Genomic DNA, 13131 nt, shown 5'->3' with positions numbered 1-13131 from the left:
GCTACTTCGGCGGGCGCGTCACTTTAAGGTAATAGTGCGCTCCGGCCAGAAAGGGTGGGCAAAGTGTTCCACACGTCATCCTTGACACGGTCATTCCTCTGAGACGTAGAATATGCAACTGCACCGAGGAGAGCGGCCCCGAACGCCGCTGAGCCCAGGAGCCACACCCAAGTCGGAGAAACGGGAATGTTCCACCACCATTCGACCGCTGTGCTGAGATTGGCGCCCACGACGTCAGTTCCGGTGACATACCGGCGGATATTCACATGAAGTGCATCTGCGTTTGCGATTGTAAGCATGACGGCGGAAATACCCAGTTGCGCTCTGGACAGCAGCAAGTCATCTCGCTGCAGCTGGATTAGCGCGATACCGGCCAACATGATGATCAGCGGGTAGATGTAGCGAGGCTGCACGCCGGCCCCGACGAGGACTTTGTCGTGAACGAGTATGTACATCGGAACAACGACAACGCTCGTGAAGACGATCGAAAGAGCAACGGCCTTTCTGGGTTCCAGTTTCTGAAGTCCCCAGAAGAGGAATGCGGCGAACACGACGAGTACAGAAACCCAGACGATTCCTGGGAGTCCGGTATCCAACCAGCCCAAGCCTGCATATCCCAAGGCGCCAGCCCACAGCTGCGGCAGCATCGCCAGGTTCGTCTGGATGAGGGTGGATAGGCTCCCCTCCGACGCGCCGCTGAACGCGTCCGGGTTCACGACCGATGACTGGCCGGCGATGAAGAAGAAGAAGACACAGATTGCTGCCAACGCGACGGGTAGCAGTGCATGAACCGCGTAACGACGAGATCGCGTGAAGGTCAGAACGAGTGCCACAACCATGGCAAGAACGCTGTAGACCGCCGAGTCCCCTCGCGAGCCAGCTCCCACCAGGGTCATCAGGAAGGCAATCACGCCAAACGCGGTCTTTCGCTGACCGTCTCCTTCCCGGAAGAATGCAACCAATGAAATCCAGAGTGTCACGGCAGAAATGACGGACCAACTGCTGGGATTGACACTAGGAATGAGAAACATCCCCAATGGCACAAGTGTCACGGCCGCACCCCAAAGAAGTGGTCCCCGGCGAGAACGCGGAAGTAGAAGAAACAGGGCGGTCGTCACCGACACGAAAAGGAAGGCATTGAATACCCTCATCATGACAATCGACGCGGAGACATTGTCACTCGCAAAGACGCTCATGGTCGCGTAGAAAAGCGGTGGATACCCTCCATCGAAGTTACCGCGGACAGTGTTCACCAACACATTTGACGGCTGCTGGGGGCAGGAGGCGCTCTGCTCGGGCTTGAAGGCAAAGCACCTCGACGAATCCAGGAGAATCGCAGGCACTCGCCTCGATTCGGCAGACTTGCCGGCTTCGCAGAGACCTTCTTTGATTCCCCCTCCGCACCAAATGCTCGCCAGGTGATAGTCCTCATCAGGACTGGCCCCAATGGGGGACGCAAGGGCCCAACTCACCAATGCCACGAACAGCATGATCGGCACGAATGCCGTTGCGATCAGCTTGGCGGGTATTCGACGTGCCATTGTAAATCTCCCCATCAAGGATGCAGCGATGTGCACGAAGGCCGCATCAACTTGCGGCCCGTCCCACTCTAGTTCGTCGTCGGAAGGCGTAGATGCATGCCGCAGACTCGTTCCACATGTGGCCTCGGCGCCACGGATCGTCTAGGAGCTGGTGTCGCTCGGTGTCGGCAGAGTCGCCTCCAGTTGTCGGATTCGAAGATCCTGGAGGGCCGACATCTCTGCAAGCGTCCGAGTCTCGTTTTCCAGGTCCGTGAGCTCGGCACTGTGTTGTAGGCAAACCAGCACCAGGACGGCAATGCTCACGAAGAACACGAGGTTCGTTGGGATTTCAACCCCCACAATTCTTGCGCTCCAAACAAGCGCATCCGGAAACACCCCGACGATGAGGGCGAGCGATCCCGCGATCAGCCACCAAATCGCGTGGCGTTCACGAAGCCGTCGTCGACGGAGCATCTCGATGACTACGACGAGCGTGGACAACGCCGCAAGGATTCCAAATATGTAGGAAGTCAAACTCATGTTGCGTCAGGCCTTCGTTGCGAGAGTCGATGCCGGTCGCACAAGCGCGAAGCCGAGTGCAAGAAAGGCTCGACCCAGATATGTTGCCGCCTCAAACGGATTGTGGGACGGTTTGCCCCCGGCCCGGGGGCGCATGGAAACGGGCACTTGTACGATCACACATCCCGCGCGGGATGCAATGACGAGTGCCTCGATAGTGTCGCCCAGGTACTCGGCTGGGTAGTGTTCTGCGAACAGCTTGACCGCCCGCGGGCCACAGGCCTTGAAACCGGACGTCGTGTCGGTCAGTGCCGTTCCCGCCGTGCGGCTCAAGATCGTTGCAAGTAGGCGCATTGCCGCTTTCCGGAGGCCGTGGACCGCGTACTCGCCTTCGCCCGCGAATCGCGCACCAATCACCAAGTCCGCCTTCTCAAGCTGAGCGATCAGATTCGGAACGTTGCCCGGATCATGCTGACCGTCTGAATCGATCTGCACCACGTTGTCAAAGCCGCGCTCGAGGGCGTATTTGAACCCCAGGCGCATGGCTCCCCCGACTCCGAGATTGAAGGGCAACACTGCCACTTCAGCGCCGGCTGCTCGAGCTACGGAAGTCGTGTCATCGCCCGATCCATCGTCGACCACAAGGCATTGTGCGCCCGGGATCTTCGAATGCACTTCACGAATGACGTCTCCTACGGATTCCGCTTCATTGAACGCAGGCATGACAATGAGCGTTCGTTCAATACGGGAGTTCATAGGTGACATTCTAACAATGGACTCCGAGACGGAACTCCGCCTACTCGGCAGGGCCACCCGATCGAGCAGACACGAGATGGATGGCGAAGAGACCGATGAAGACGAAAAGCCCGAGGCAGCCATTCATCGCGATCATTGCCATGACATCCGGAAGAAGTGCCACTGCTCCGACCCATTGGATGAGAGCTGCGCAAAGCAAGATGGAGAGCCCGAACTTCGAACTCGACGCCGTCAGACGAATGAGGATTCCACCCACCATGGCCCATGGGAGCCAAGCGAGTGCGAGCCATGGCAGGACCTGGATGCTGACTTCATATCCAGCACCAAAGAGCACGGGAACAATCACGCCACCGAACAGCCAGACGATGAGAAACATCGCGAGTCCGCTCGCGCCTGTGATCGCAAGCGTCACATTTACTCCGAACTTTGTCATCGAGGAGTCTTTTCGGCGCGTGACGAACCGGGGCAGAAGGTACAGGGAGAGAGTCGCAGGAACGATCAGAATCGTTTTGACGAGTACAGCGGCAGCAGCATAAGCACCCGCGACTTCGCCAGAAGCCCCAGCCCGCACGAGAATGACATCGACATTTGTCAGCCAGGCCAGCGCGATCGTGAGCAGCAACACAACGGAACTGTCGACCGAAAAGGGCTTCTTATGCGAACGCAAAGAGTGGTGTCGGGCCTGGTACGTCGATCCAGCCGTGCCCAGAAGGGCCGTAGCCAGAAGGACAGCCAAGATTCCTATCGCACCGAAACCAAGCGCGAGGGCTACGAGGCTCAGCAACAGCTGCATGATCTGCGCACCGGTCGACCACCAGACCACGGAGCGCGAATCTCCGGCGCCCTGCAGGAGTCCCTGTGCGCGGGAGAACAGGAAGTACGGAATGATCACACTCGCTGTCACGATGAGCGCCGGTACGTTCGTGTCCAGCGAGCTCGCGAGCAAGAGCGAAACGACCAGAATCCCCGCCGTACAGACGGTCCCGAGTACAAGCGCCTCTACAAGAGAGCTGTCCAGCCAACGCCGACGCGAACCAGGACGGTCCTGCGTCAAGCCACTTTGGGCCGTTATGACAGCTACCGAATTCCTCAGCGCTGAACTCCCGATGGCTGCCACGTTGATGAGCGCCAAGAACGAGGCAAGCAACCCGTACCCTTGCGGCCCCAAGCCGCGGATTGCCAGCACTTGAAAGCCCGCGGACGCGAGGATGCCAGCGACACTGACTACGCCGATTTCAAGGATCGCCTTGCCATGCTGTGAGGCGAGACCGCCGAGTTTCTTTCCCGTCATGTTGAACCTTTGGGTACCGATCACCGTTTCCGCTCGGCTCCGTTCTCCGCGTAGCCACGTGCAATGAGATCGTCCACGATGACGTCAGAAGGGGAGTGCGCAGGCCGTTGAAGATGCTTCCGGAAGCCTTCGGAGTTCTTTAGGAATTCGGTGAGTCTCTCCGTCTTCCACTCGGAAAGCACGATGTTTCTTCCCAAGCCTTCGGCCTGCTCGGTGGTCTTTCGATGGATGAGAGTCGGGACTCCGATCAAGGCAGCCTCGGCTTGTATCCCGCCTGAGTCGGTGACGATGAACTGAGCTCTCCGGATCATACCGATGAACTCCTGGTGTCGCAGTTTGGGCTGGGCGGTCAACGTACCTAGGCCGAACTTGGCAACTGCTCCGGTGAGTGCGTGCTCAGAGTACGCGTCCACCATGAGTTTGATGGGGTACGGACTCTCAGTTGCGAGAGTCGAGATCGTTTGCTCAAGCAATTGCTGATTGGATATCAATTCGAATCGATGCAACAAAACGACTCCGAATTTCTCCGACTCCTCTGAAATGAAGTCACCCTGGTCCAGTACCGCGTCAATCACTGTGTTCCCATGGGTGAACACGACGTTGGGCTTTGAGCTGAGATTCTCCGTCGATTCGAGCGAAGGCGTGTAATGGATCGTGGCCATGGTGCCGACGATCCTGCGGTCCAACTCCTCCGGAAACGGGTGCCGCCAATTGCCCGATCTCAACCCAGCCTCCACGTGTGCGCAATCGACTTTGAGACGCTTGGCGATGTAGGCCCCGACGACCGTCGTGAGTGTATCGCCATGGACCACAATGACCGTATCTGACGGCAATGTACTCCGCAGCGACTTGGCGTTTTTGCGCAACCACTTCCAGATCTGGAATAGCCAGCGAATGACGTCCTTAGAACTTCTCAGAGGCTCACCGTTGTTCCCGTTCGCGATGAGAAGATCGGGCTCCTCCAATCCGAGTGTCGGCAGGACTTGCAGGAGCGCTGTCGTGTGTTGAAGGGTGAGCCACTGCTGATAGGCGATTCCTCGCTCTGCAAGCCGACGAGCGATTGGAGCAATCTTGATTGCCTCCGCGGTTGTGCCATATATGAAGATGATCAAGGTTGTGCCCCATTTGTGGATTGCTTGCGAAACTGAAAAGACTTTCGGTGCACAGCGAGGCCTCTCAGGAGACCTGCCCAAAACGTGACACCGAAAGGGACTACGAAGAGCAGATAAGAAAGGCTGGCCCTTCTGGGACAACCGCGAACAGATGCGATTGCCGGCGGGACAAGCAGACAGACCGATGCAGCACCAACCACCAAAATCAAGGTCGCCCAAAGGTTCAGGATGACCAACATGAGCATTGCACTAGCCAACAACGGCGGGAGGGCCACCAGAAGGATAAGAACGATGTCTCGGGTAACGCTTGTGCCAGCGTAACTGTCAACAAAGAGCGTGCCTCGCATCCGGCTGTGGGTGAGGAAGGCCTTGTAGGTCAATCTGGGGCGGTAGGTTGCGGAGAAACCAGGGTCTATTCGAATCGGCGCTTTCCCGACGATATAGCGGAGTATTTTGGTGTCGTCAGAAACAAGGTGGGCGTTCTCGGTCGGCCAAGCCGCCAAACAGGCATCAACGTAGAGCTTCTTTCGAACGACGAAGCAACCCGTCCCTTTTGGAATCCTATCGAAATTCTCCGGTGTGATCAGCATCGGGCGGGGATTGCCGAGGTAACTTGCCCAAAACATGAATGTGGGCACCTCCCAGAATCTTCCCACGAGCGGTGCCGTCGGATCGGTGATGACATGCCCGTTCCAGGCCTCGACTACCGTGTCCGATGGGAGCGCAGACCCGAGATACTCGAGAGCCCCCTCATGCACGAGGACTCGCGAGTCCAAGATGAATACCCACTCATAGCGGGCCGCGCCGACGCCTGCCCATCGGGCCAAGAATCGCCCCTTGTTTTCCTGCTTCAGGACACGGAGCGGGTACGGAAAGCCGGACCTGGCCGCCTCTAGCACACTCAGAGTGTCGTCGGTCGATCCGTCGTCGACGACGATGACTTCTACATCCAAGTTCGAGCGCTGGATCGATCGATCCAGTTCGCGGAGGGTCGAGGGCAGCCATGCCGCAGAATTGTAACTGGGAATCACAATCGACAGTGCCACCCGATCATCTCGATCATTCAGGTCAGGCACACATCACTCCAAGCTATTCCACTCCGTCACTGCATGTATCACTCTAACGATTCGATTGAGTCCATTTGGTTTCTGCCGCGGCCGCGCGACCCCATCAGGTCGGCAATTCGATTCGCGGTTCCGGTTACGGGACCGAAACGGTAGAGCAGCCCAACAGGGTATTCACGCCCGGACCGGAGTTGATCCCGTACGCACATACTCTGTGTGCACCGGGGCTCGCTGGGACGAGTTCGGCGAATCCGTGGTTGTCTCCATACCCAGGATACGCGCCGCCGACATCCACCCGAGACTTATCCGCAAGATAGGCCGCGCCCGCACTATCGACATAGAGATGAACGGCAACCGGCGCCGCCGTGTCAGGGTCAATCGCCCAACCCGACATCTCGATACCACCGGTCACACCACGGGCACCCTCCAACACCCCAAACGGCGCACGACCCTTCTCGACGATCCCTGACGCCCCAGGCACAGTCACCGTGGAACAGCCCAAAAGTGTATGCACGCCGGGTCCAGCGTTGATCCCGTACGCACAAACCTGGTGAGAACCAGGAGTTGCGACGACCGTCTCCGCATACCCGTGGTTGTCACCGTAACCGGGATAGGCAGCGCCGACATCCGTCCGAGACTTGTCCGCCCGATAGGCCGCACTCGCACCATCAACATAAAGATGAACGGCAATCGACGACGCCGTATCAGGGTCAATCGCCCAACCCGACATCTCGATACCACCCGTCACACCACGGACACCCTCCAACACCCCAAACGGCGCACGACCCTGTTCTCCAAATACGGTGACGGTGGAGCACCCGAGTAGAGCGTTCACTCCTCCCCCGGTGTTGATGGCGTAGGCGCAGATCGAGTGCTTCCCGGGCCCAGCCGGCAGGTTTGCCGCGAAACCGTGTAGATCGCCGTATCCAGGGTTTGACACGCCTACATCGGGTCGCGAACCGGACGCGACTACGGCAGTCCCGACCGAATCCACGTAGACGTGCACTGGGATGGAACTTGCGGTGTCCGGGTCGATCGCCCATCCGCTGACCTGAACTGCGCCATCCGACGTGGACACCCCCTCAAGCACACCCGCCGGCGAGCCACCTTGGGCAACGATATTCATGCAGTCAAGCAGGACATTCGAGCCACGACCGGCGTTGATCGCATAAACGCATACCGTGTGGTTTCCGCTCGAGGACACGGGGATGGTCGCGTTGAACCCGTGGGCGTCCCCGGCGCCTGGATAGGCGCGACCGACGTCGGTTCGCGTCGCGTTCGCCACTGTCCGAGTTCCGACGCCATCGACGTAGACGTGCACTTCAATCGACTCGCTCGTGTCTGGGTCAATTGCCCATCCTCCGATTCGTACGCCACCAATTCCTCCGGCACGGCCTTCAACAACACCGAACGGATTGCCAGTGCCTGTCGGTGAGCCGAACCAATTGGTGTAGTAGACCCAGAAGTTGCGGTTTCCGTACGACGAGCAAGCGTCGCCAGTGCCACCGAGATTTGCCAGCGCTGCGGCGTTGGGCTGGTAGGGCGTGTAGTAATACAGGGCAGCCGTCGCACCATTCTTAATCAAAACGCTCGATGACCCACAGGCATTCGGCGAGAACAGGACGTTGTTATAGTTTCCGACTCGGATGGAAGTGTGAGATCCCTGTGGATTGCCGTACCAGGCAAATTGCCGAGCGGCCGAATACACCTGGTTGAAGAAGCCGTAATAGGTCGAGTCGCAGGGCGCGGTGTCCGGGCAACCCTGCCCGAGAGCATTGCGGAGTTCCGAAGCCAATGGCGCGCTGTCGGTAACCAGCCCCTGTTCCTTCTGAAGGGTTACCAGCAGCACCTTGGCACTGATGGCGCATGCTTGCTGCACCTTGAAGATGATCCTCGCGGCCGACTCGTTCGCTTCACCCGGATAGGTGGCACAGGTACCGAAGCTCAGCGTTGTCGTGGGAGTGTCGACCCTCAGGACGTTCAGGCAGAGCGAATTCCGGCAGGTGCCGATCTGGGCATTCAAAAACGCCTGGATCTGATCCTGCGACATGGCGTCTCTGGTGTAGAAGTTCGAGTCGGAAATGATGTAACCGGGATCGAACTGCGAACCGCTCAAGGCATCGGCGCGCTGGGGCGCCGTTACCAGCAGAACACTAATGAGGCTGGCAACCACGACCGCGGCCAGCACGCGAAAAGCTTTGGCGATCATTCTATGTCTCCGATAACTGCCATGTATCCCAGACACAGCCCGTGATGAGACTACGGTGAACTCATAGAAATGGCACCCTCGACACGAAGATAATCGCAGATCTACGCGAGATACGGGTCGCGCTGTGGGCCCGCCCAACGGTCGATGATCTGCTTCTCTTCGTACGCATGCACCAATGGGTTGCGTGACCGTGATTCGAAGTGGAACAATTCAACTCCCGCAAGCCAGACAAGTCGGTATCCGGCCTGAGTCACCTTCTTCGACAGGTCTACGTCGTTGAAGTTGCCTGGGAAGATCTCAGAGAAGCCTCCGACATCCTCGAATACGGATGTTGGCATCGCGATACATGCCGCCGTCAACCCGGATGCTTCTCGGTTGATCAGCAGAGACGAGAAATCCCCATAGGTTCCCTTTGGCGCACCGAGGTAGGCGTGCGTGAACTGGCCCATGTGATGCAAGTGGCCAGCGTGTTGAATGACTCCATCCTCGAAGTAGAGCATGGCCCCCGTCATCCCGACCCCTGGTTCGTTCAGCGGCGCCAGCATCTGGCCGATCACTTCGTCGCTGATGACCTCAATATCGTCGTTGAGGAAGAGGAGCACTTCACCGCGTGCCGAAAGATAGCCTTCGTTGCATTTACGGCTGAAGTTGAACGGGCCGACGAAAGGAACGAGCGTCAGCCGGTCACCGACAAGTTCTGTAAGCGCCGCCAAGACCTCCTCCGGAGTATCCGCGTCATACACGACTACAACCTCAACGTCACGGTGCCGCGTCGTGGCGAGGATCGAACGCACTGCGTCGATCAGAAACACTCGTTGTCCGCCCCAGACCTCACCGGCCGTGCCGCGGGTCGGGATGATGATGCTCACCGAACGGTCAAGCTCTGGTTCCCTCTTGACGCGATATGTACCCGGAACCGGGCCACGGAACGCAGTGCCGACGATGCCGACACGCTCCAGGTGAGCGTTCACCGCACGCACGCCGGCATCCCACGCATACGGTTTATTGTCAGCGGTCTCCGCCGTCGAGCCTTCGATTACCCGCCAGTGGTAGAGCACTTCAGGGATGTGCACAATCTGCCGCGCATGTTCAGCCACGCGAAGGACAAGGTCATGGTCCTGGGAGCCCTCGAATTGGGCGTGAAAGCCGCCCACTGCGCGCACAAGGTCCGTTCGGAGCACCGAGAGGTGCCCGGTATACATTTGTCCACGCAGGCGTTCCGGCGACCAGTCCGGCTTGTCGAACTGATCGAACTTGCTCCCATTGGCCCTGATCTTGTCCTCATCCGAATAGAGGTAGTCAGCATCAGGATTCTTGCGAACGGCCGCCGCCATGCGTTGCAGGGCTTGAGGGGCGATCAGGTCGTCGTGATCGAGAAGCGCAATGAACGAACCACGAGCCGCACCAATCGCGTCATTGGACGCCTCGACAATGCCACCGTTGGATTCCCGTTCCAGGACACGAATTCGATTGTCAAGGGCAGCCGCTTTCCGAAGGACATTGCGAACCTCGGGATTGGGCGAACAGTCGTCGACAAACACCAACTCCCAGTCCATGAAAGTCTGTCCAACGACGGAGTCAATAGTTTCTTGGAGCACGCCGAGCGGTGTCTCGTAAACCGGCGTCAGGATCGAAAACAATGGAGAATGCATGGCATTCACTTCCTGAAACGTCGGAGAGCCCGTTTTGCGGCGCCGACCGGTTTCATTATCAGACGCCCAATTCGCCACGTCGTCGATCGTCGTGTCATTGCGAGATCGTGGGCACCTCGCGCCCTTGCATCCTCAATGTCAATCTTGGCCTGCATCAGTTCCGCGCGGAGGCCAAGCTCCATGTCCCGACTGATGAGCTGCGCATGAGTCGAGTCTCTAAGGCTTGCCACAAGCAGGTTTCGCTCGTGGCGAATTTCGGCGCACTCTGCGTCGCTGCATACTTGCCGCGCGGTGTCTTCGGCATTCATCTTGTCAACCTCATTGCTCTTCGTCACGTCTTCGGAGTCTACCGACCGGTCCGGTCGCTTGCGCACGTCTGCGGGCTGCACGCGGTCTCCTCAGACCGTCACCCCTCCGCGGATTTCTTCCGTTCTTGTCGCGCCCGCACGCGTTCGACCACAGCGCCGGGGCCACCCTGCTGAAGGTAGTACGCCACCCGACCGAGGTCTCGTCGCAAGCCAGTATGACGGGTGGGTGTGAGTTTTCTTATCCCCGCTGAATTCTGCTTTCCGCGCTTACGTTTGCTCTTTGCGGCGACCTGTTTGTCCGCTGCAGCCTGAGGCGCGCGGCAAAATTCAACCAGCGGGGCAAGCGCTTTTTCCCAGGTGAACGATTGCCGCACCCGACTGACATTTACACGGGCAGCCTGCACGGCTTCATCGTCATAGAGGAAGGTTTCGATGGCCGCGGCGAGTGCATTCTGATCGCGCTCAGGCACTGACGCCCCCAGCGATTCCTGAGCAACCAGACTCCCGAATGAGTCGCCATCCGTTGTGACGATAGGTAGTCCTGCCCAGAGGTAGTCCAGGATTCGGGTTCGGAAAGAGAACGTGGTTTCGACGTGTTGGAAGTGAGTTGAGACTCCGAGATCTGCCTCGAGGAGGTAGTCCTGCCGGTCGTCATAAGGCACCCAAGCCTCGTTGAAGAAGACGTGCTTACCGGTCAGGTCCAGCTGATCAGCCAGTGCACGAGCATTGGAAACTGCTTCCATCTCAGGTACAGCCGGATTTGGATGCTTGACACCCATGAAGAACAGCCGAATATCGGGATGAGTAACAGCGAGTTGCGCCACGGCCTTGATGAGGGTGTTGGGGTCGAACCAGTTGTAGATGCCACCGCCCCAGATAATGACTTTGTCTTCAACGCCAATTCCAGGCACGACCCCCCTCATAGCGGGTTTGCGCTGGACTGGATCTTCCCCGGGAATACCAAAGGGTGCGACTGCGATGAGCGTATCCAGGTCGTTGTCGCGTGAGTACGTGTAGGGGTTCACTCGGCCGAGTGCGGAAAGCTGCCCTAGCCAGAAGTGTCGCTGCCGTTCACTCGCACAGAGGAAGAAGTCTCCAAGCAGCAGTTGGTGGTTGAGTGCGTCCGTGGCTTCGGCGACTTGTTTGTCCCAGACCTTGAGGCTCTGTCCTCGGCCTTGCTCGAGCTGCTCCAGGTGAAGCGGGTCGTACACGTCGACCACCAGTATCTTCTTTGACGTCTCGAGGCTGGGGAAGAGCGCCAGGGCATGACCCTGCACGATGATGACATCGGCCCACTCCTCGTGGACATCAACCGAACTCGGGTGATGATGCGAAATCACGCCGACCTCCACCACGTCGTCAAGCGCGACGGCCTTAGACATGCTGACGAGCCGCACGTCGTGTTCGCCGGACAGGAGCTTGGCAATATTCCATGCTCGGATGGCCGGGCCGGCCATCCGGTATCCGACGGGGTCTCCGGTGATTACGAGAATATGGCGGCGACCCTCGACGTTGAGCTGTCCGAGGTTGTCCACGATCTTCTCGTAGCCGCGCAGGTAGCTCTCGATGGGGTAGGCCGGTTCGTCGGTTTTTCCGAATAGGCGCTTGAGCTGCCGGTCGGAAACCGTCCGTGCGGCCTGCACTCTAAGTCGTGCGACCTCCATTTCGGGGAGCAGCTCGACAAACTGATCGATCGCGTAGATCCCGGCCATCGTCTGTTTTGAGATCGGCGCCGTGGACTCCTCGTCGTTTCCAGGAACGCGAATATCAAGTGAAGTGGAGTCAAGGCCGCCGCGAGCCACAGCGCGCCGCGTCGCGAGAAGCAATGCGCCAGGAAAGACTTGCGCAAGCGATTCGTCATCGAGGTTCTTGTACAGCGTGTACAGCGCGTTGCGTTCGAGAAGGTAAGTCTCTCGGAAGTTGCCGAACTTGTTCATCGAGGCGTGGTGCTTGTGGAAAGCCAGGGATTTCGGTTGGAATCTGAAGCGGTAGCCGAGAAGGTTTAGTCGCCATCCCAGATCAACATCGTCATAGAACATGAAGAAGCTGTCATCGAAACCGCCGAGCTCCTCGAACACGGAAGCACGGATGAACATCGCCGCTCCCGTTCCAAACAAGACGTCTTTCTCGACATCCCAGTCGCCGCGGTCGGTCTCGCCTGCATGGGGCTTGTACCCCATGCCGTACCAGGTCACGGATGCATCGACATAGTCGACGCGTTCGCCTTCCCAATCGAGAACCTTGCTGGCAACCGCCCCGATCCTGGCGCCAGTCGCGAACGTGGCAATGGCTTCCTTGATCCATCCCTTGTCCGGCTTGGCATCGTTGTTGAGGAAGGCGACGAACTCACCTGTCGATTTAGCGACACCGAGGTTGCAACCCCCGGTGAAGCCGAGGTTCTCATCGGACTCGATCAGAACGACGCTGTCCAGGATCTCCTGGAGCTTTGCGAGGCTGTCGTCGCCTGAACCATTCTCAACGACGACGATCTCGAGGAGATCGTTCGGCCAGTCCAGGTCCAGCAGACCTCGCACACACTCGACCGTGTCCTCAGCGCCTCGAAAGTTGACTAGAACGACCGATACGACACCTGCACGTCGTTTCTTCATAAGCACACCTCGCTATTTCTTGCGGGGAGACTGGCACCTCGTGCCACTCCAGCCGACTGCAGAACATGGACGGAAGCGTTTCCGCCCCCGG

General features: G+C 58.5%; 9 protein-coding genes. All 9 read right to left on the bottom strand.

What is annotated here, in order from left to right; genetic code table 11:
* Positions 1-23: 23 nt before the first annotated feature.
* The gene (locus E3O19_RS03440) at positions 24-1577 is read right to left on the bottom strand and encodes a DUF2142 domain-containing protein (RefSeq protein ID WP_134565263.1); all 1554 of its coding nucleotides are present in this window, start codon (positions 1575-1577) and stop codon (positions 24-26) included.
* A 105-nt stretch (positions 1578-1682) separates the two neighbouring features.
* The gene (locus E3O19_RS03435) at positions 1683-2060 is read right to left on the bottom strand and encodes a DUF2304 domain-containing protein (protein WP_134565261.1); all 378 of its coding nucleotides are present in this window, start codon (positions 2058-2060) and stop codon (positions 1683-1685) included.
* Between the two features lie 6 nt (positions 2061-2066).
* A complete protein-coding gene (locus E3O19_RS03430; RefSeq protein WP_134565259.1) occupies positions 2067-2795 on the bottom strand; it encodes a glycosyltransferase family 2 protein in 729 nt (242 codons plus the stop codon).
* A 40-nt stretch (positions 2796-2835) separates the two neighbouring features.
* Positions 2836-4086, bottom strand: coding sequence for a lipopolysaccharide biosynthesis protein (locus E3O19_RS03425; RefSeq protein WP_134565257.1), 1251 nt, complete (start codon positions 4084-4086; stop codon positions 2836-2838).
* A gap of 20 nt (positions 4087-4106) precedes the next feature.
* Complete coding sequence (locus E3O19_RS03420; protein ID WP_134565255.1) at positions 4107-5198, bottom strand: UDP-N-acetylglucosamine 2-epimerase; 1092 nt, start codon at positions 5196-5198, stop codon at positions 4107-4109.
* Positions 5195-6274, bottom strand: coding sequence for a glycosyltransferase family 2 protein (locus tag E3O19_RS03415; RefSeq protein ID WP_241981165.1), 1080 nt, complete (start codon positions 6272-6274; stop codon positions 5195-5197). The genes E3O19_RS03420 and E3O19_RS03415 overlap by 4 nt, the downstream gene beginning before the upstream one ends.
* Before the next feature lie 124 nt (positions 6275-6398).
* Complete coding sequence (locus E3O19_RS03410; RefSeq protein WP_134565253.1) at positions 6399-8471, bottom strand: hypothetical protein; 2073 nt, start codon at positions 8469-8471, stop codon at positions 6399-6401.
* Positions 8472-8572: 101 nt separating this feature from the next.
* Positions 8573-10201, bottom strand: coding sequence for a glycosyltransferase family 2 protein (locus E3O19_RS03405; protein ID WP_241981164.1), 1629 nt, complete (start codon positions 10199-10201; stop codon positions 8573-8575).
* Between the two features lie 328 nt (positions 10202-10529).
* Positions 10530-13040 (bottom strand): glycosyltransferase, encoded by a 2511-nt coding sequence (locus E3O19_RS03400; RefSeq protein ID WP_134565251.1) that lies wholly within the window; start codon positions 13038-13040, stop codon positions 10530-10532.
* Positions 13041-13131 lie beyond the last annotated feature (91 nt).

It is taken from the genome of Cryobacterium algoritolerans (assembly GCF_004402785.1).
GTDB classification, from domain to species: Bacteria; Actinomycetota; Actinomycetes; order Actinomycetales; family Microbacteriaceae; genus Cryobacterium; species Cryobacterium algoritolerans.
This window is presented reverse-complemented; position numbering and strand designations above follow the sequence as displayed.

Coding starts and splice junctions, on each gene's coding strand:
- E3O19_RS03430 (WP_134565259.1), bottom strand. CDS start 2,795: ATGAACTCCCGTATTGAACGAACGCTCATTGTCATGCCTGCGTTCAAT.
- E3O19_RS03410 (WP_134565253.1), bottom strand. CDS start 8,471: ATGATCGCCAAAGCTTTTCGCGTGCTGGCCGCGGTCGTGGTTGCCAGC.
- E3O19_RS03400 (WP_134565251.1), bottom strand. CDS start 13,040: ATGAAGAAACGACGTGCAGGTGTCGTATCGGTCGTTCTAGTCAACTTT.
- E3O19_RS03425 (WP_134565257.1), bottom strand. CDS start 4,086: ATGACGGGAAAGAAACTCGGCGGTCTCGCCTCACAGCATGGCAAGGCG.
- E3O19_RS03435 (WP_134565261.1), bottom strand. CDS start 2,060: ATGAGTTTGACTTCCTACATATTTGGAATCCTTGCGGCGTTGTCCACG.